A 17,140-nucleotide genomic window follows, 5' to 3' on the forward strand; every position below is an offset into this window, starting at 1 on the left:
GGGAGGAGATGTCGCGGCGGGAGGATCCCGGGGCCTGGATGCCGCCTCCTCAGGCCGCATCCCCTCCCTTCCCCGACGCGGGTCGGCGTCGGCCGAGGGAGGAGATGTCGCGGCGGGAGGATCCCGGGGCCTGGATGCCGCCTCCTCAGGCCGCATCCCCTCCCTTCCCCGACACGCGTTCAGCGCTCGTCGAGCACGCGGACGAGGCCGTCCAAGCGGTAGCCGACCCAGTCGTAGATCCCGAAGCGGGGGTCGTCCGGACGGTGATCGTCCTCGTCCTGGATGCCGAGCCGCTCGGCCAGCACGAGGCGCACGGCCGAGAGCGTCCGCATCCAGGCCATGGCCTCCAGTTCGCTGAGGGCGACGGCGATCGTCGTGTCCGCATCGCTGTCGGGGTCGACGGCGACCCCGTCCGTCGCGAGCGTGGACAGCAGGGTCCGCGCGTCCTCCGCCCGGCGCGCGAGCATGTCGTCGCCGGTGAGGCGGCGGAACTCGCGGCTCGCCTCCGGGTCGTCGGGGTAGGCGTCGGGGAGCAGGCGCGCGACCGCCGGGTCGTCGGTCTCGCGGGTCGAGCCCACGAGGTCGGCGAACTGGCCGACCAGGCCGGCGAGGTGGAGCGCCTCGAGATGACTGATCTCGAGGACGACGATGCGGTCGTTCATGCGGGGTCCTTCCGGACGGTGGCCCAGAGGCCGTAGTCGTGCATCGCGTGCACGTGCGCCTCCATAACCTCGCGCGGTCCGCGGGCGACGACGGCGTGCCCGTCGTGGTGCACGGCGAGCATCAGCCGCTCGGCCGTGGCGGCGTCGAACCCGAAGTAGGTGCGGAAGACGTGCGAGACGTAGCTCATGAGGTTGACGGGGTCGTTCCAGACGACGGTCTGCCACGAGGAGGGCGGGACGGATGCCAGCTCCTCGAGATCGTCGACCTCGATGTCCGGTGTGGCCAGGCCGGCCATCACGCCCACCCAAGCTCGTGCAGTCGGGCGTCGTCGATGCCGTAGAAGTGGGCGATCTCGTGCACGAGGGTGGTGTGCACCTCGTCGCGCAGCTCGTCCTCGTCGTCGCAGGCGGCGAGATGCGGCTCGCGGTACACGATGATGCGGTCCGGCAGCTCGCCGCCGCCGTAGCGCTCGCGCTCGGTGAGCGCCCACCCGTCGTACAGCCCGAGCAGGTCGAGCGAGCCGTCCTCGGGCCGGTCCTCGACGACGAAGACGACGTTGTCGAGACCGGCGACCATGTCCTCGGGCAGACGGTCCAGCTCGTCCGCGACGAGACGCTCGAACGCATCGGCATCCAGGTCCAGGCCCGGGCGCTCTGCGACCTCGTCGTCCATGCGAGCCCTTTCACGGCCGATCTGCGGGAGGGATGCCACGGCCCCGACGCGGCGGAACACCCTCCTGATTCTACGGGGGTGGGAGGGGGTGGCATCCGGAGACGACGAAGGCCCGGCGAGACGGATCTCGACCGGGCCCTCGTACAAGGTTGGGGTGGCTAACGGGACTTGAACCCGCGACCCCCGCGACCACAACGCGGTGCTCTACCAACTGAGCTATAGCCACCATGTTCCCGCTCGCGCGGACAACTGAACGATTATGTCACACGTTCGAGGAGAACGACGACACGACGGCGCTGGCCGCGGCGCGCGCCTCGTCGCTCGTGGGGCCCGGCTGCGGCACGAACACGGCCTGCCGGTAGTAGGCCAGCTCGCGGATGGACTCGCGGATGTCGGCGAGGGCGCGATGGCCGCCGTTCTTGGCGGGGGCGTGGATGTAGGCGCGGGTGTACCAGCGGCGCGAGAGCTCCTTGATGCTCGACACGTCGATGCTCCGGTAGTGCAGCCACCGGTCGATGCGGGGCATGTACTTGGCCAGGAACATCCGGTCGGTGCCGATCGTGTTGCCCGCCAGCGGCGCCTTGCCCTCGAGCGGGGCGAACCTCTGGATGTACTCCAGCGCCTGGAACTCGGCGTCCGCGAGGCTGACGCCGTGCGGGATCTCGTCGAGGAGTCCGGAGGACCGGTGCATCTCGGTGACGAACTCGCCCATGTTCGCCAGGGCGGAGTCGTCGGGCTTGATGACGATCTGGAAGCCGGGGTCGAGCACGTTCAGCTCGAAATCGGTGACGACGATCGCGATCTCGACGAGCTCGTCGACGTCGAGGTCGAGTCCCGTCATCTCGCAGTCGATCCAGACGAGCCGGTCGTTCTCGGAGGGTCCTACCATCCCGCCATCCTATCGACGGGGGTGCGGCGGGGGATCGGTCCCCCAGACACGATTCGAACGTGTGACCGGCGGATTAGAAGGCCGCTGCTCTATCCACTGAGCTACTGGGGGTCATCGACAGGATATCGCGACCGCGACGCCCGTCCGGGAACGCCCTGGCGGGAGCGCGATCGACGGCGTAGCCTCCGGCCATCACCGAAGGAAGGAGCAATCGATGTCGCAGACCGCCACCTCCCGCGTCTGGGTCGCCTACGGCCCGGCGGGCGTCGTCGGGAAGATCCAGAGGGATGCCGAGGGCTACGCCGTCCACATGGCGGGCAAGCCCGACCGGCTCGGGGTGTACCCGACGATCGAGATCGCGAAGAGCGCCCTGCACGCGCACCTCAAGCCGGGCAGCGACCGGCCGGAGTTCCGCGCGCACTGAGCGCCGCGTCAGACCCGGGCCGGACGGCGAGGACGCCGCGCCGGCTCGGGGATGGCGAGCAGCGGCAGGGCCACGTGCACGAGCGGGCCGATGCCGAGTGCGAACACCACGGTCCCGATCCCGACCGTGCCGCCCAGCAGCCAGCCCAGCGCGAGCACGGACCCCTCGACGACGAGGCGGCACGCCCAGATGGGCCAGCCGAACCGCCCGTGCAGTCCGGTCATCAGCCCGTCGCGCGGCCCCGGCCCGAAGCGTGCGCCGATGTAGAGACCGGATGCCGCCGCCACCAGCACGACCCCGGCGACGAGCATCGCGGCCTGCATCCACAGCTGGTCGGGTCTCGGCAGAACGCCGAGGGCGACCTGCATGCTCGTGCCCACGAGGAGGATGTTGGCGATCGTGCCGACGCCCGGCTTCTGCCGGAGCGGGATCCACAGCAGCAGCACCCCCAGGCCCACGATGTTCGTGATCCACCCCACCCCGACGCCCGTGACGCGCGACAGCCCCTCGGCGAAGACGGTCCAGGGGTCGACGCCGAGTCCGGCGGCGACGGTCAGGGCGCATCCGGTGCCGTGAAGGACGAGTCCGACGACGAGATGCAGGATGCGGCGGGTCATGAGAGAAGCCAATCAGAGGATTGGCTTTCCACATGGATGCCAATTCCCCTAGCGTGGCCGCATGGACTCCCGCATCTCGGCTCGATCGCTCGGCGCGCACCTCGGGGGGTGGCGGGGGAGCGGCCCCGCCTACGAGGCGCTCGCGGACGCGATCCGTCTGCTGTGCCTGGACAACCGCATCGCCCCACGGACCGTGCTGCCCGCGGAGCGGGAGCTCGCCGCAGCCCTCGGCGTGAGCCGCACCACGGTCGCGGCGACCTACCGCAGCCTGCGCGACACGGGCCACATCGAGAGCCTGCGCGGCAGCGGGAGCGTCACGCTTCCCCTCCGGCGGTCCGGGCCGGTCCGCAACACGCCCGGACTGGATGCCACCGCGATCGACCTGCAGCAGGCGAGCCCGGCCGCCTGGCCCGGTCTGCCCGCGGTGATGACGGAGGTCGCGCAGCAGGCGGCGTCGCTGGTCTCGCGCAGCGGCTACGACGTCATCGGCGCCCCCGCCCTGCGGGACGCCGTCGCCGCGCGGTACAGCGCCCGTGGCATCCCGACCTCTCCGGACGAGGTCCTCATCACCACGGGTGCGCAGAGCGCGATCCATCTGCTCGCGTCGGTGCTCGTCGGGCGCGCCGACCGGGTGCTGATGGAGACGCCGACGTATCCCCACGCCGCGGAGGCGTTCCGACAGGGCGGGGCGCGCCTGGTCGGCGTACCCGTGGACGTCGACGCCGGGTGGGACCTGGACCGTGCGACGCAGGCCTTCGCCCGCACCCACCCGACGCTCGCCTACCTGATGCCCGACTTCCAGAACCCCACCGGACGGTCGATGTCGGCGGCGGAGGTCGATGCTTTCGTCGCCGGAGCCGAGGCGTCCGGGACGGTCCTCGTCCTCGATGAGACCACCGCCGATCTCGCGATCGACCGCCCGAGCGCCCCGGTGCCGTTCCCGACCGGGGTCCGGACGGTGCGGATCGGCTCGCTGGGCAAGACCGTGTGGGGCGGGCTCCGCGTCGGGTGGGTGCGCGCGGACGCCGACGTCGTCCGCCGCCTCGCGAGCGGCAGGCCCGTCCACGACCTGGGGACGCCGGAGTTCGAGCAGGCGGTCGCGACGGCGCTGCTGCCCCGCCTCGACGAGATCACCGCCCAGCGCGGGCAGGTGCTGCGCGAGGGCCGCGACGCCCTCCGCTCGGCCCTGCAGCGCCGGTTCCCCGAGTGGACCGTGCCGTCCGCGGCGGGCGGGGTGTCGCTGTGGGTCAACATCGGCGAGCCTGTCAGCGGCCCGCTCGTGATGAACGCCCGCAGCCGCGGCCTGTACCTCTCGGCGGGGTCGCGCTTCGCGATCGACGGCGGCCACGACCGGCGGCTGCGAGTGCCGTTCACCGCCCCCGCCGAGACGCTCGTGCGCGCGGTGGACCTGCTGCGGGACGCGTGGGACGACGTCCGTGCCGGCAGTCGCGCCGGCGCGCCGGACGATCTGGCGGCGGTGGTCTGACGGGCGCGGCGGTGGTCTGACGGGCGCGGCGGTGGTCTGACGGGCGCGGCGGTGGTCTGACGGGCGCCGCGCTGCCGGGTGCCGCGGTGGGTCGTCGCCGCCGTCAGCGTGTGTAGCGCAGGCACTCCAGCGCGTCCGAGGACGACCAGAACTCGCCGAGCGCACGGAACCGTCCGCTGGCCGAGTGGAAGCGCTCGGCGGCGTAGCGCCAGTCGCCGTCGGTGGCGATCGCGCGGATGTGACCGACGACCACTCCCCGCGGATCGGCGATGCGCCAGAGTCCTGCTGCCACGTGCGTCATCCGGCCCCACCCGGACAGGCGCGGAGCCGGTGCGGGGTCGTTCCAGAGTGCGGTGCTCATGCGGAGAACGTAGCGCCGACCTCCGACATCGCCGCGGGTGCGCCGGAGGCCACCTCTCCTCCTCAACCGGCCGATTCGGCGACGCGTCCCCGAAGCGGCCGATCCGGCCCTCTCCGCGGTTCCGCCCCCGCGCATCATGGACGCCACCCCGGCGCTCGGAGGGCACTCGAGCGCCGGGGCATCGACCCGCAGAGAGGACACATCATGAGCGACACCATCACCATCGTCGGCAACATCGTCAGCGACCTGGAGGAGCGGACGACCCGGGGCGGCGACGCGGTCGCGGCCTTCCGCGTCGCGTCGGGCGAGCGCAAGTACGACCGCGACCGCGGCGAGTGGATCGACGTGCACACGAACTTCTACTCGGTCTCGGTCTTCGGCGAGCTCGGCCGTCACGCGCTGGCCTCGCTGCGCAAGGGACAGCGCGTGCTCCTGACGGGGCGGCTCCGTCTGCGCGAGTGGGAGACGGATGCCAAGCGCGGCGTGAGCGCCGACATCACGGCATCCGCGATCGGACATGATCTGCGGTGGGGCGTGACGAGCTTCGACCGCCCGCGGACGGCCGCACCGACGACCTCGGACCCGTCCCCCGAGCGCCAGGAGGACGCATGGGCGGTGCCCGACATCGGCGCGGCCGAGGGGCTCGGCGACGGCGACCTCAGTGCGTCCGCCCCCGGACCGATCGACGGCGCCATCGCGGACGCACCGTCGGAGACGCCGACGGCGGAGCCGGCCCTGGTCGGTCACGCGGACGCGCAGCCGTTCTGAGGAGCGCTCGGGTTGTTCGTAGACTCGAGCGCGTGACGACCACGACCGCTCGCCTCGCCGGCGCCCTGGCGATCGCGGCCACCCTCGCGCTCTCCGGCTGCGCCCCCGAGCCCGCACCGATGCCCACGCCCACCTCCTCCTCGGAGGCGAGCACGGCACCGACGGAGTCAGCGGCGCCGGCAGCGCCGACCCTCGTTCCCGGAGGGTCGGCCGCCGACAACCTGCCCTTCTTCACGCAGATCGTCGCAAGCGTCTGGGCGGGCGACGGCCGCAGCGCCGGCCGGTCCTACATCGACGCGCTCACGGCCGGCGGGTTCGACAAGGCCGCGATGCAGGTCACCGAGGACACCTCGACGGTGGGCAACGCGGCCGAGAGCATCCAGTTCTCGGTCCGCTGGGGCGAGGACTGCCTCATCGGCCAGGTCGGGCCGGCCACGGGGGACCCTGTCACGACGGTCGTCGGGGGGCTGCCCTCCGGCGGGTGCCTGATGGGGCAGACGCGCCCCATCGACTGGTGACCTGACCGGCGGAGGCGGACGACGGGGCGACCCGCCCTAGACTGGACAGGTTATGGCGGAATATATCTACTCCATGGTCCGCGCGCGCAAAGCCGTGGGCGACAAGGTCATCCTCGACGACGTCACGATGGCGTTCCTCCCCGGCGCCAAGATCGGCATGGTCGGGCCCAACGGTGCGGGCAAGTCCACGATCCTGAAGATCATGGCCGGCCTCGACACCCCCTCGAACGGCGAGGCGAAGCTCAGCCCCGGCTTCTCGGTCGGCATCCTCATGCAGGAGCCGGAGCTCGACGACAGCAAGACGGTCCTGGAGAACATCCAGGACGGTGTGGCGATCAAGCCGAAGCTCGACCGGTTCAACGAGATCTCGGCCCTCATGGCCGATCCCGACGCCGACTTCGACGCCCTGCTGGCCGAGATGGGGACGCTGCAGGAGGAGATCGATGCGGCCGACGGCTGGGACCTCGACTCCCAGCTCGAGCAGGCGATGGACGCGCTGCGCACGCCGCCGGCGGACGCCTCGGTCGTCCCGCTCTCGGGTGGTGAGCGCCGCCGCGTCGCACTGGCGAAGCTCCTGCTGCAGAAGCCCGACCTGCTCCTGCTCGACGAGCCGACCAACCACCTCGACGCCGAGAGCGTGCTCTGGCTCGAGCAGCACCTCAAGGCGTACAAGGGCGCGGTCATCGCGATCACGCACGACCGGTACTTCCTCGACAACGTCGCGGAGTGGATCGCCGAGGTCGACCGCGGCCACCTCTACCCGTACGAGGGCAACTACTCGACCTACCTCGAGAAGAAGGAGCAGCGCCTCGAGGTTCAGGGCAAGAAGGACGCCAAGCTCGCCAAGCGCCTCAAGGAGGAGCTGGAGTGGGTGCGGTCCAACGCCAAGGGCCGTCAGGTGAAGTCCAAGGCGCGTCTCGCGCGCTACGAGGAGATGGCGGCGGAGGCCGAGCGCACGCGCAAGCTGGACTTCGACGAGATCCAGATCCCCGCGGGTCCGCGCCTGGGCAGCATCGTCATCGACGCCAAGAAGCTCGAGAAGAGCTTCGGCGACCGCTCGCTCATCAGCAACCTCAGCTTCAACCTCCCGCCGAACGGCATCGTCGGCGTCATCGGCCCGAACGGCGTCGGCAAGACGACGCTCTTCAAGACGATCGTCGGCCTGGAGCCGCTCGACGGCGGCACGCTGAAGATCGGCGAGACGGTCAAGATCAGCTACGTCGACCAGTCGCGCGCCAACATCGACCCGAACAAGACGCTGTGGGAGGTCGTCTCCGACGGTCTCGACATCATCACGGTCGGCAAGACCGAGATCCCCTCGCGCGCCTACGTGTCCAAGTTCGGCTTCAAGGGACCCGACCAGCAGAAGAAGGCCGGCGTGCTCTCCGGTGGTGAGCGCAACCGCCTGAACCTGGCGCTGACGCTCAAGGAGGGCGGCAACCTGCTGCTCCTCGACGAGCCGACCAACGACCTCGACGTGGAGACCCTGAGCTCGCTCGAGAACGCGCTGCTCGAGTTCCCGGGCTGCGCCGTGGTCATCACGCACGACCGGTGGTTCCTGGACCGCATCGCGACCCACATCCTCGCCTACGAGGGCACGGAGGAGAACCCGGACCAGTGGCACTGGTTCGAGGGGAACTTCGAGGCCTACGAGGCGAACAAGATCGAGCGTCTCGGTCCCGACGCCGCCAACCCGTCGCGGTCGAGCTACCGCAAGCTGACGCGCGACTGACGACCGTGTCCGATGAGAACGTCCCGCCCGCCGGCGAGGCGACCCACCGGGAGGGTCCGGCCACCGCCGGGCCCTCCCGTCTCCACGTCCCCATCCCGTTGCGGTGGGGCGATCTCGACGCGCTGGGCCACGTCAACAACACCTCGATGCTCAAGCTCCTCGAGGAGGCCCGTCTGCGCGCGTTCTGGCGCGGCGACGACGACGCGGCGGCCCTGCCCACGGCGGTCTTCGACATGTCGGTGCTCGAGAGCGGCGGGGAGCGGGCGACGCTCATCGCGCGGCAGGAGATCGAGTACCTGCGCCCCGTCCCGTACAGCCAGCGTCCCCTCGACGTGCGCATGTGGATCGGTGCGATGGGCGGCTCCAGCGCCGACATCTGCTTCGAGGTGTTCAGCCCGGTCGGTGCCGGGGAGCCGATGCTCTACGCGCGGGCGACGGCGGTCGTCGTCCTCGTCGACACGGCCAGCGGCCGCCCCATCCGGTGGAGCGCCGCCGAGCGGGACGCCTGGGCGCCCTACGTCGGCGACCCCATCCAGTACCGTCGTCGCGGCTGAGCCCGCGGGCGCTGGTCATCCCCGCGGGTACGGGGCCCGCGGACCCGGGTCAGTCCCGCGGGACGCGGACCATGACCTCCTGCGCGACGCTGGCGACGAGCTCACCGGCGCGCGTGTAGATCCGTCCGGTCGACAGGCCGCGGCCGCCGCGGGCGTTCGGCGACTCCTGCACGTACAGCAGCCAGTCGTCCACACGGGCGAGGCGGTGCCACCACATCGCGTGGTCGAGGCTGGCCACCTTGAGCCCCGGGAGGCTCCAGGCGATGCCGTGGGCCCGCATGATGGGCTCCTGGATCGTCAGGTCGCTCAGGTACGCCAGTGCGGCGCGGTGGACCGCGGGGTCGTCGGGAAGCGCCCGCCGCGCGCGCATCCAGACCGCCTGCCGCGGCACGTGCGCCCCCTCGACCTCGGTGTAGATCGGCGACGGCACGTGCAGCACGTCCACCGGACGGTCGGAGAACATGCGCCGGCTGAGCGGGTGGACGGCGGACGCGTCGAACGGGGGGAGCTCCTCGGGCGTCGGGACGCCCTCCGGCATCGGCTCGTGGTGCTCGAGGCCGGGACCCTCGTCCTGGAACGACGCGATCATCGAGAAGATCGGCACCCCCGCCTGGAACGCCTGCGTCCGGCGCGTCGAGAACGACCGTCCGTCGTGGATGCGGTCGACCGAGAACGTCAGCGCGTCCCGGGGGTCGCCGGGGCGCAGGAAGTACCCGTGCATCGAGTGCACGGCGCGCTCCGGAGGGAGGGTCCGCGATGCCGCGACGATCGACTGGGCGAGCACCTGGCCGCCGTAGACGCGCCCGAACGGCATGGGCTGCGACACGCCCGTGAAGATGTCCTCGGTCGTGCGGGCCCCGGCGTCGCGCAGGTCGAGCACGGTGAGCATCGCAGCGACGGGATCGACGTCGTCCGTCACGTCCCCTCCGGTCCCGGCGGAGCGGGCGTCCACCGCTTGCTAGTTTAGGGCGGGTGTCCGCGCGCCTGTTGTTCCCCGACCCGCAGGCGGCAGCCGACCTGCTCACCTTCTCCTCCCGGGCCGTGCGTCTCGGCGACGGAACCGTCCGGGTCCGCGCCCAGGGCGGCGTCCTGGTGACGACATCCGCCCCGCTGGCCCCGCGCGGGCTGCTCGACGCGACGCCGACCGTCCTGGGTCTGCGCGTCTCCGCCATCGACCCGGAGCTCGAATGCGACCTCGTCGTCGAGGCATCCGGTCTCCTGCCCGCCCCCGACGACGCCTCGGCCGTGGTCCTGCCCGCCACCGCCACGTCGCCGGCCTGGGCGGGGGTGTCCCCGCCCCGTGCGGGCTGGGAGACGGTGGATGCCGTGGATGCCGCGGTCCTGGCGCAGCGCGCGCAGTACGGCGTCGCCGCGGTGGCGGACGCCCTCCCGGCCGATGCGGGCGAGGACGTCGTCCGTGCGGTGCGGGCGCGCGTCTGGGGCGAGGCGGACGAGGCGCTCGGCGGCCTGCCCCTCGGCACCGCGTTCGCGGCCTTCGCGCTCGGATTCATCGCGGGGGCCGAGGAGGCGGTCGTCCGCCGGAGCGGCGCGTGGACGCGGGTCACCCTCCAGCGCGGTCACGTCCTCGTCCGCGGACCGGTGCGCTCCGGTCTGACGGCGGTGCGCGCGACCGGCACGGCCTGACGCGCTCACCGCCCGCACGCAGGTCGCTCATAGGAGCGTCCCCTACTCTCGACGGAAGCAAGGGGAGTACTCCCGTGCGGTGCGCTCGTCATCACGGATCCACGGTTGGGTCCCGGGCGCCCGGCCCGCAGGGCGGAGGAGACCTTGACGTCGCGGCCTCGGCCGCCGTCGAGAGGTACCCCCATGGCTTCGATCTCCCGTCTGTTCGGCATGGCGTCCCGCGCCGTCGAGAAGATGACCTCCGAGCAGAGCGGACAGCGCTCCGCCTCCCGGTCCCACGCCGCCGGCGGAGGGTCCGGTTCCCGCGACTGGCGCGACATGGTCCGCGAGGCGGCGGACGCCGTGACCGGCGACGGTCGCACGCGTCCGGATACCGCGCCTCCCGCGGACCGCTACGCACCTCCGGCGCCGGGGACCACGCCCGGACGGTACGCGCCGCCGAGCGCCGCGGGCTCGACCGCGCCCCTCAGCCCCCAGGACAAGGCCGCGATCGCGCGGTACGACTACCTGCTGCGGACGGCCGACCCCGAGCAGGTCGAGCGCATGCACCGCGAGGCCTTCGAGCGACTGACGCCCGAGCAGCGTGCGCACGTCCGGGCCCGCATGGACGCCGAGCTGAGCCCGCACGAGCGTCCCCGATCCGACGCAGCCGGCGACCTCGCACTCACGGCCGCACGCACCGAGGCGCGCCAGCCGGGGCGGATGTCGACGCTGCTCGCCCGCGCAGGACGCGGCGGGCTCATCGGCGCCGGTGTGGTCGGTGCGGGCGGTCTGCTCGCCGCCGTGGCCGGCGGCGCGATCGTCAGCGCGGTCGCCGCGCCGCTGCTCGCGCAGGCCGGGCAGATGGGCGTCGACTTCGCGGGGATGGCCGAGGGCGTCGACCTCGAGGCGCTCGCCTCCGGTGCGGACCTCGGTGCCGTCGGCGACTGGGCCGGCGGCGCGCAGGACGCCGTCTCCGGCGTCGGCGACCAGGTCAGCGGGTTCGGCGAGCAGCTGTCGAACTTCGAGATCCCCGGACTGGGCGACTTCTTCGGCCGGTGACCCGGGCGCGTCGGGCGCCTGTCAGGCCCGGCGGTCGGAACCGAGACCGTGACCCGCGGGGCGTCGCGACGACGCCCCGCGGGTCGCTCTCTCAGTCCGCGCGGTGGACGGACAGGCCGGGACCCGGCCGTCCGGTCTGCTGCGGACCGCCGCCGCGCGGCTCGAACGTGTTGACCATCGCGAAGGCGGCGCGCTCGAGGTAGTCCCACAGCGTCGCCTCCAGCACCGGCGGCAGGGCGATCTCGTCGACGGCGGCGCGCATGTGCGCCAGCCACCGGTCGCGCGCGTCGGGATCGACGTGGAACGGCATGTGGCGCATCCGCAGACGCGGGTGGCCACGCGTCTCGCCGTACGTGGTCGGCCCGCCCCAGTACTGCGCGAGGAAGAGCGTCAGCCGCTCCGCAGCCGGACCGAGGTCCTCCTCGGGGTACATCGGCTTGAGGACCTCGTCCTCGGCGACGCCGCGGTAGAACGCGTCGACCAGCCGGCGGAAGGTGTCCATGCCGCCGACCTGCTCGTAGAAGGTCACGGGCTCGGTCACGGGGTTCCTTCGGGGTCGGTCTCGTCCGCGCGGACGGCGGGCGGGGTGGGCTTCGGCGTGCCGGCGCCCGGCGCCGGCGGGGTCGGGACGGCCGTCGCGCCGGGGACGTCACCGGTGGAGGACGGGGATGCCGCGGTCTCCGTGCCGTCGTCCGCGTCGGAGAGCTTCACCTTACGCCGCCGCGGACGCCACACCGGCCGCTCCGGCGGGGCGGGCACGGGGGTGGGCTTGGTCTTCGGCGGGTTGGCGCCGCGGACGCGCTGCGCCCCTTCGAGGCCGGTGAGGATGATCGAGTTCAGGTGGGGGAGCGTCAGCCCCATCTCGTCGATGGCGCGCTTGAGCCGGACGCGCAGCTCGCGCGCGACGTCGTCCTTCGCGTTGGCCCGCGTCTTCATGACCAGACGGATGACGAGCGCATCGCCGCTGACCGACTCGAGCCCCCACACCTCGGGCTGCTCGATGATGCGGGTGCGCCACTTGGCATCCTTCGCCAGGCCCTTCGCCGCGGTGAGCATGGCCTTCTCGACCTCGTCGATGTCGGCGTCCACGGGGACCGCGAGGTCGATGATGACGCGGGACCAGCCCTGCGACATGTTGCCGATGCGGGTGATCTCGCCGTTGCGGACGTACCAGAGCGTGCCGTTGACGTCGCGGACATGCGTCACCCGGACGCTGACGTACTCGACGATGCCGGTCGCCAGACCCAGGTCCACGACGTCGCCGATGCCGATCTGGTCCTCGGCGACGATGAAGATGCCGTTGAGCACGTCCTTGACGATGTTCTGCGCGCCGAAGCCGAGTCCGGCGCCGACGGCCGCGGTCAGCAGCGTGAGGGATGCCAGGGCATTGGGCGCGACGATCCCGGCGATCCAGACGAGCGCCACGACGACGAGGACGACGTTGACGATGTTCTGCAGGATCGTGCCGAGCGTGCGCGTGCGCTGCACCAGCCGCACGGCGGCCAGGGGCGATCGGTCCAGCGCCTGGGTGTCGTCGACGTTGGCCTTGTTCTTGGCGCCGTTGACGACACGGTCGACGACGCGGCGGATGATGCCGCGCAGGATCCAGGCGACGATGACCGTCCCGAGGACGACGCCGAGCACCTGCAGGAGGACGCCGCCGGCGGCGAGGAAGCGGTCGAGCAGCCAGGACCAGGCGGCGGAGTCGGCGAAGTCGCCGATGTCCTCCGGCGCGGTCGGCGTGGGGGAGGGGATGGTGGCGAGGGAAAGCATCCCTTGAATGCTAGCCAGCGGATCTTCGGTGACCGCTGAACGGGCGCGGAACGATGATGGCGGGCACCCCCTCCGGGGCGCCCGCCATCGCACGGGGGACGACTACTGCGCGTCGCGCTCCTGGACCGCCAGGGCCCGCTCGACGCCGGCCAGATTCTCGCCGACGAGGCGGCGGAGCGCCGGTGCCGCGTCGGTGTGGGCCGCCAGCCAGGCCCGCGTGGCGTCGCGCAGGGCGGTGTTGGCCAGCGCCGCCGGGTAGAGCCCGACGATGAGGTACTGCGCGATCTGGTAGCTGCGCGACTCCCAGACGGGCAGCAGCATCGCGAAGTACGGCTCGACGAACTCGGCGAGCACGTCGACGGTCGCCGGGTGCGTGAAACCGAGCGCGGCGGAGCGCACGATGGTGTTCGGGGCGTCGGTGCGCTCCACGAGGGCGTCCCAGGACTCCTGCTTCGCCTCGCGGGAGGGGAGCGCCGCCTTCGCCTGCGCGGCGAACTCGCCTCCCTTGGCCGTGTTGTCGGCCGCGCGTGCGGCGTCGATGTCGGCGGCGGTCACCGCACCGGCCGCGGCGAGCGACACGAGCAGCTGCCAGCTGAGGTCGGTGTCGATCTGCAGGCCGTCGAGCGTCGTGTCGCCGTCGCGCAGCGCGCGCACCGTCTCGGCGTGGGCGGGGGTGGACGCCGCCGACGCGAAGGCCGTCACGAACTGCAGCTGGCTGTCGCTGCCCGCCTCGGCGTTCCGCGCCAGCTCCCACAGGCCGTCGGCGACGCGGGTCCGCGCCGCGTCCCGCGTCTCGGGGGCGACGTAGGCGTTGGCGGCCAGCTGCAGCTGGGCCAGCGTCGTCCGCACCGTGGTCGACTCGGTCTCGGAGCCGATGTTCCGCAGGACCAGGTCGATGTAATCGGTCGCCGAGGCCTCGGCATCCCGGGTCTGGTCCCAGGCAGCGCCCCAGACGAGGGAGCGGGCCAGCGGGTCGGAGATGTCCTTGAGGTGGGCGATGGCCGTCGCGAGCGACCGCTCGTCGAGACGGATCTTCGCGTAGGCGAGGTCGTCGTCGTTGAGCAGGACGAGGTCGGGACGACGGATGCCGCGGAGCTCGGCGACCTCGGTCCGGTCGCCGTCGACGTCGAGCTCGACCTGGTGCACGCGCTCCAGCGCGCCGGACTCGGTCAGCGCGTAGAAGCCGACCCCCAGGCGGTGGGGACGGATGGTGGGGTAGTCGGCCGGCGCGGTCTGCACGATCGCGAAGCGCGAGAGCGTGCCGTCCGCCGCCTCCTCGATCAGGGGGGACAGGGTGTTGACGCCCGCGGTCTCCAGCCACTTCTTCGACCAGTCCCCGAGGTCGCGGCCGCTGGTGGCCTCGAGCTCCGAGAGCAGGTCGGTCAGCTCGGTGTTGGACCACTCGTGCTTCTGGAAGTACGCGGCGACACCGGCGAAGAACTGCTCGATCCCGACCCACGCGGCGAGCTGCTTCAGCACCGACCCGCCCTTGGCGTAGGTGATGCCGTCGAAGTTGACCTGCACGTCCTCGAGGTCGTTGATCTCGGCGATGACCGGGTGCGTGGAGGGGAGCTGGTCCTGGCGGTAGGCCCAGGTCTTCTCCATGGCGTTGAACGTCGTCCACGCCTCGGTCCACTCGGTGGCCTCGGCCGTGGCGATCGTGGACGCCCACTCGGCGAAGGACTCGTTGAGCCAGAGGCCGTTCCACCACTTCATGGTGACGAGGTCGCCGAACCACATGTGGGCCAGCTCGTGCAGGATCGTCACGACGCGGCGCTCCTTGACCGCGTCGGTGACCTTGCTGCGGAAGACGTACGTCTCGGTGAAGGTGACCGCTCCCGCGTTCTCCATCGCGCCCGCGTTGAACTCCGGCACGAACAGCTGGTCGTACTTGGCGAACGGGTAGGGGTAGCCGAACTTCTCCTCGAAGTAGGCGAAGCCCTGCCGGGTCTTGTCGAAGACGTAGTCCGCGTCGAGGTACTGCCAGAGGCTCTTGCGGGCGTACACGCCGAGCGGGATCGTGCGACCGTCGGCGCTGGTGAGCTCCGACGTGGTCGAGGCGTACGGGCCGGCCACCAGCGCGGTGATGTACGACGAGATGCGCGGGGTGGGCGCGAAGGTCCAGGTCGCGGCGCCGTCCCCGTGCACCTGCGGCTCGGGCGTCGGGGAGTTCGACACGACCGCCCACGCGGCGTCGGCGGTGACGGTGAACTGGAACGTCGCCTTCAGGTCGGGCTGCTCGAAGACCGCGAAGACGCGGCGGGAGTCGGGCACCTCGAACTGCGTGTACAGGTACACCTCGCCGTCGACCGGGTCGACGAAGCGGTGCAGGCCCTCACCGGTGTTGGTGTACTCGCAGTCGGCGTCGACGACGAGCTCGTTCTCGGCCTCGAGGCCCTCGAGCGCGATGCGCGAGTCGGCGAAGGCGTCCACGGAGATGTCGCGGCCGTTCAGCCGGATCGAGCGGACCTCGCGGGCGATCAGGTCGATGAAGGTCGAGGCGCCGGGCGTCGCGGAGAAGCGCACGACCGCGCGGGACCCGAACACCTCGGCGCCGCGGCGCAGGTCGAGGGCGATCTCGTACGCGTGGGTGTCGACGATCGCGCGGCGCTCCTGCGCTTCGCTGCGGGTGAGGTTCTCTCCTGGCACTGGCGTTCTCCCGGGGATGTGGGTGGGATGGTCGCGGATGACGCTGCTGGCGCCGACGACAACCAGATAAGCCTAGTCATGAGACAACCCGGGTCCAGGCTCCCCCCGCAGGTGCGAAAATCATGACGTGACTTCGAGCGACACGGACACCAGCACCGACACCGTCCTCTTCGCGTCGCCCGCGGCGGCCTCCGGTCCCAAGTGGGTCGAGACGCCCGTGGCGTACGACGGCATCCTCCTGGCCGGCTTCGGCGGCCCCGAGGGGCAAGAGGACGTCATCCCCTTCCTGCGCAACGTCACGCGCGGACGCGGGATCCCCGACGAGCGCCTCGAGGAGGTCGCTCACCACTACCGTCACTTCGGCGGCGTCAGCCCCATCAACCAGCACAACCGCGAGCTCAAGGCCGCCCTGCAGGCGGAGATCGACAAGCGCGGCCTCGGCCTGCCCGTGTACTGGGGCAATCGCAACTGGGCCCCGTACCTGGAGGAGGCGGTCACCGAGGCCGCCGAGGCCGGGCACACGACGCTGCTCGCCATCGCGACGAGCGCGTACAGCTCGTTCTCCAGCTGCCGGCAGTACCGCGAGGACTACGCGCGGGTGCTCGAGGCCACGAACCTGGGCGACACGGTCACCATCGACAAGGTGCGGCAGTTCTTCGACCACCCCGGTTTCGTCTCGACGTTCGTCGAGGGCGTCCGGGATGCCGTCAAGGCCTTCGTCGCGGACGGGATCGCCCCCGAGAAGATCCGCGTGCTGTTCTCGACGCACTCCATCCCGACGGCGGACGCGCAGCGGTCCGGCCCGCGTGACGTCGACTTCGGCGAGGGCGGCGCCTACGCGGCCCAGCACAAGGCCGTCGCGGCGTTCGTGATGGCCGAGGTCGCCGCGGCCGTCGCCGACGTCGAGTGGGAGCTCGTCTACCAGTCGCGTTCGGGTCCGCCCACGCAGCCCTGGCTCGAGCCCGACGTCAACGACGTCATCGCCGAACTGCCCGGCCGCGGCGCCGAGGCGGTCGTCATCGTGCCGCTCGGCTTCGTCAGCGACCACATGGAGGTGCTCTGGGACCTCGACACCGAGGCCATGGAGGCGGCCGAGGAGGCGGGCATCCGCGCCGTCCGCACCCCGACGCCCGGGATCGACCCCGCCTACGTGTCGGGTCTGATCGACCTCGTCGAGGAGCGTCTGAAGGGCACGCCCAAGTCGGAGCGCCCCCACCTGACGGACCTCGGCCCCTGGTACGACGTCTGCCGTCCGGGGTGCTGCGAGAACGTGCGCGCGGGTTTCAAGCCCGTGGCCGCCGGCATCCTCCCCTGACGATCGCCATCTGCTGCGCCGCCCGGAGCCTCGT

The 17,140-nt window shown here is 71.8% G+C and carries 19 protein-coding genes and 2 tRNA genes; 9 read left to right on the forward strand and 12 right to left on the reverse strand.

Going from position 1 to position 17,140, the window contains the following annotated elements; all coding sequences use genetic code 11:
• Positions 1 to 179: 179 nt before the first annotated feature.
• The 6 genes from ACO03V_RS07175 to ACO03V_RS07200 all read right to left on the reverse strand — a co-directional run bounded on the left by ACO03V_RS07175 (position 180) and on the right by ACO03V_RS07200 (position 2,335).
• Positions 180 to 662, reverse strand: a complete 483-nt coding sequence (locus ACO03V_RS07175) for a DUF2017 family protein (RefSeq protein ID WP_367726660.1) — start codon at positions 660 to 662, stop codon at positions 180 to 182.
• Positions 659 to 958, reverse strand: coding sequence for an ATP-dependent Clp protease adapter ClpS (gene clpS, locus ACO03V_RS07180; protein ID WP_414685758.1), 300 nt, complete (start codon positions 956 to 958; stop codon positions 659 to 661). Before clpS ends, ACO03V_RS07175 begins: the two co-directional genes overlap by 4 nt.
• Positions 958 to 1,335 (reverse strand): metallopeptidase family protein, encoded by a 378-nt coding sequence (locus ACO03V_RS07185; protein WP_423137495.1) that lies wholly within the window; start codon positions 1,333 to 1,335, stop codon positions 958 to 960. The genes clpS and ACO03V_RS07185 overlap by 1 nt, the downstream gene beginning before the upstream one ends.
• A gap of 150 nt (positions 1,336 to 1,485) precedes the next feature.
• Positions 1,486 to 1,561: transfer RNA gene (locus ACO03V_RS07190), tRNA-His, on the reverse strand.
• A gap of 36 nt (positions 1,562 to 1,597) precedes the next feature.
• Positions 1,598 to 2,224: an oligoribonuclease gene (gene orn / locus ACO03V_RS07195; protein WP_367726662.1), complete on the reverse strand. Its 627-nt coding sequence runs from the start codon at positions 2,222 to 2,224 to the stop codon at positions 1,598 to 1,600.
• Between the two features lie 38 nt (positions 2,225 to 2,262).
• A tRNA-Arg gene (locus ACO03V_RS07200) sits at positions 2,263 to 2,335 on the reverse strand.
• 103 nt (positions 2,336 to 2,438) lie between these two features.
• Between ACO03V_RS07200 and ACO03V_RS07205 the strand changes: the two genes are divergently transcribed.
• On the forward strand, positions 2,439 to 2,648 hold the full coding sequence (locus ACO03V_RS07205) for a methyltransferase (protein ID WP_367726663.1): 210 nt from the start codon (positions 2,439 to 2,441) through the stop codon (positions 2,646 to 2,648).
• Between the two features lie 8 nt (positions 2,649 to 2,656).
• Here the strand turns inward: ACO03V_RS07205 and ACO03V_RS07210 are convergent, their stop codons facing one another.
• Complete coding sequence (locus ACO03V_RS07210; RefSeq protein WP_423137135.1) at positions 2,657 to 3,265, reverse strand: YczE/YyaS/YitT family protein; 609 nt, start codon at positions 3,263 to 3,265, stop codon at positions 2,657 to 2,659.
• Between the two features lie 61 nt (positions 3,266 to 3,326).
• On the opposite strand from ACO03V_RS07210, the gene ACO03V_RS07215 reads away from it, so the two are divergent.
• Positions 3,327 to 4,751, forward strand: a complete 1,425-nt coding sequence (locus tag ACO03V_RS07215; RefSeq protein ID WP_367726665.1) for a PLP-dependent aminotransferase family protein — start codon at positions 3,327 to 3,329, stop codon at positions 4,749 to 4,751.
• A gap of 103 nt (positions 4,752 to 4,854) precedes the next feature.
• Here ACO03V_RS07215 and ACO03V_RS07220 read toward each other — a convergent pair whose 3' ends face one another.
• Positions 4,855 to 5,112 carry a hypothetical protein gene (locus tag ACO03V_RS07220; protein ID WP_367726666.1) on the reverse strand — a complete coding sequence of 86 codons (258 nt, stop codon included), beginning with the start codon at positions 5,110 to 5,112 and terminating at the stop codon, positions 4,855 to 4,857.
• A gap of 204 nt (positions 5,113 to 5,316) precedes the next feature.
• On the opposite strand from ACO03V_RS07220, the gene ACO03V_RS07225 reads away from it, so the two are divergent.
• The 4 genes from ACO03V_RS07225 to ACO03V_RS07240 all read left to right on the forward strand — a co-directional run bounded on the left by ACO03V_RS07225 (position 5,317) and on the right by ACO03V_RS07240 (position 8,684).
• A complete protein-coding gene (locus ACO03V_RS07225; protein ID WP_423137136.1) occupies positions 5,317 to 5,880 on the forward strand; it encodes a single-stranded DNA-binding protein in 564 nt (187 codons plus the stop codon).
• A gap of 32 nt (positions 5,881 to 5,912) precedes the next feature.
• A complete protein-coding gene (locus tag ACO03V_RS07230; RefSeq protein WP_423137137.1) occupies positions 5,913 to 6,398 on the forward strand; it encodes a DUF6993 domain-containing protein in 486 nt (161 codons plus the stop codon).
• 52 nt (positions 6,399 to 6,450) lie between these two features.
• Complete coding sequence (ettA, locus tag ACO03V_RS07235) at positions 6,451 to 8,130, forward strand: energy-dependent translational throttle protein EttA (protein WP_367726669.1); 1,680 nt, start codon at positions 6,451 to 6,453, stop codon at positions 8,128 to 8,130.
• A 92-nt stretch (positions 8,131 to 8,222) separates the two neighbouring features.
• Entirely contained in the window at positions 8,223 to 8,684 is a 462-nt protein-coding gene (locus tag ACO03V_RS07240) for an acyl-CoA thioesterase (RefSeq protein ID WP_423137496.1), read from the forward strand.
• A gap of 49 nt (positions 8,685 to 8,733) precedes the next feature.
• On the opposite strand, the gene ACO03V_RS07245 is transcribed toward ACO03V_RS07240, so the two are convergent.
• Positions 8,734 to 9,573, reverse strand: a complete 840-nt coding sequence (locus tag ACO03V_RS07245; RefSeq protein WP_423137497.1) for an acyl-CoA thioesterase — start codon at positions 9,571 to 9,573, stop codon at positions 8,734 to 8,736.
• An 83-nt stretch (positions 9,574 to 9,656) separates the two neighbouring features.
• Here ACO03V_RS07245 and ACO03V_RS07250 point away from each other — a divergent pair, with 83 nt between their 5' ends.
• Both ACO03V_RS07250 and ACO03V_RS07255 read left to right on the forward strand, forming a co-directional pair.
• Entirely contained in the window at positions 9,657 to 10,328 is a 672-nt protein-coding gene (locus tag ACO03V_RS07250; protein WP_423137138.1) for a hypothetical protein, read from the forward strand.
• 183 nt (positions 10,329 to 10,511) lie between these two features.
• Positions 10,512 to 11,369, forward strand: a complete 858-nt coding sequence (locus ACO03V_RS07255) for a cation-transporting ATPase (RefSeq protein WP_423137139.1) — start codon at positions 10,512 to 10,514, stop codon at positions 11,367 to 11,369.
• 91 nt (positions 11,370 to 11,460) lie between these two features.
• On the opposite strand, the gene ACO03V_RS07260 is transcribed toward ACO03V_RS07255, so the two are convergent.
• The 3 genes from ACO03V_RS07260 to pepN form a co-directional block, all read right to left on the reverse strand.
• Positions 11,461 to 11,910, reverse strand: a complete 450-nt coding sequence (locus ACO03V_RS07260) for a globin (protein ID WP_387054099.1) — start codon at positions 11,908 to 11,910, stop codon at positions 11,461 to 11,463.
• Complete coding sequence (locus ACO03V_RS07265) at positions 11,907 to 13,142, reverse strand: mechanosensitive ion channel domain-containing protein (RefSeq protein WP_423137140.1); 1,236 nt, start codon at positions 13,140 to 13,142, stop codon at positions 11,907 to 11,909. Before ACO03V_RS07265 ends, ACO03V_RS07260 begins: the two co-directional genes overlap by 4 nt.
• 102 nt (positions 13,143 to 13,244) lie before the next feature.
• Complete coding sequence (gene pepN, locus ACO03V_RS07270; RefSeq protein WP_423137141.1) at positions 13,245 to 15,791, reverse strand: aminopeptidase N; 2,547 nt, start codon at positions 15,789 to 15,791, stop codon at positions 13,245 to 13,247.
• A 127-nt stretch (positions 15,792 to 15,918) separates the two neighbouring features.
• Here pepN and ACO03V_RS07275 point away from each other — a divergent pair, with 127 nt between their 5' ends.
• Positions 15,919 to 17,106, forward strand: a complete 1,188-nt coding sequence (locus tag ACO03V_RS07275) for a ferrochelatase (RefSeq protein WP_367726674.1) — start codon at positions 15,919 to 15,921, stop codon at positions 17,104 to 17,106.
• The last annotated feature ends 34 nt before the right edge of the window (positions 17,107 to 17,140 follow it).

The organism is Microbacterium sp. HMH0099 (genome assembly GCF_049384025.1).
Lineage (GTDB): Bacteria > Actinomycetota > Actinomycetes > Actinomycetales > Microbacteriaceae > Microbacterium.

What these genes read in the sequence shown, in the direction of transcription:
- ACO03V_RS07175 (WP_367726660.1), bottom strand. Translation starts at nt 662, where the DNA reads ATGAACGACCGCATCGTCGTCCTCGAGATCAGTCATCTCGAGGCGCTC.
- clpS (WP_414685758.1), bottom strand. Translation starts at nt 958, where the DNA reads ATGGCCGGCCTGGCCACACCGGACATCGAGGTCGACGATCTCGAGGAG.
- ACO03V_RS07185 (WP_423137495.1), bottom strand. Translation starts at nt 1,335, where the DNA reads ATGGACGACGAGGTCGCAGAGCGCCCGGGCCTGGACCTGGATGCCGAT.
- orn (WP_367726662.1), bottom strand. Translation starts at nt 2,224, where the DNA reads ATGGTAGGACCCTCCGAGAACGACCGGCTCGTCTGGATCGACTGCGAG.
- ACO03V_RS07205 (WP_367726663.1), top strand. Translation starts at nt 2,439, where the DNA reads ATGTCGCAGACCGCCACCTCCCGCGTCTGGGTCGCCTACGGCCCGGCG.
- ACO03V_RS07210 (WP_423137135.1), bottom strand. Translation starts at nt 3,265, where the DNA reads ATGACCCGCCGCATCCTGCATCTCGTCGTCGGACTCGTCCTTCACGGC.
- ACO03V_RS07215 (WP_367726665.1), top strand. Translation starts at nt 3,327, where the DNA reads ATGGACTCCCGCATCTCGGCTCGATCGCTCGGCGCGCACCTCGGGGGG.
- ACO03V_RS07220 (WP_367726666.1), bottom strand. Translation starts at nt 5,112, where the DNA reads ATGAGCACCGCACTCTGGAACGACCCCGCACCGGCTCCGCGCCTGTCC.
- ACO03V_RS07225 (WP_423137136.1), top strand. Translation starts at nt 5,317, where the DNA reads ATGAGCGACACCATCACCATCGTCGGCAACATCGTCAGCGACCTGGAG.
- ettA (WP_367726669.1), top strand. Translation starts at nt 6,451, where the DNA reads ATGGCGGAATATATCTACTCCATGGTCCGCGCGCGCAAAGCCGTGGGC.
- ACO03V_RS07245 (WP_423137497.1), bottom strand. Translation starts at nt 9,573, where the DNA reads ATGCTCACCGTGCTCGACCTGCGCGACGCCGGGGCCCGCACGACCGAG.
- ACO03V_RS07255 (WP_423137139.1), top strand. Translation starts at nt 10,512, where the DNA reads ATGGCTTCGATCTCCCGTCTGTTCGGCATGGCGTCCCGCGCCGTCGAG.
- ACO03V_RS07265 (WP_423137140.1), bottom strand. Translation starts at nt 13,142, where the DNA reads ATGCTTTCCCTCGCCACCATCCCCTCCCCCACGCCGACCGCGCCGGAG.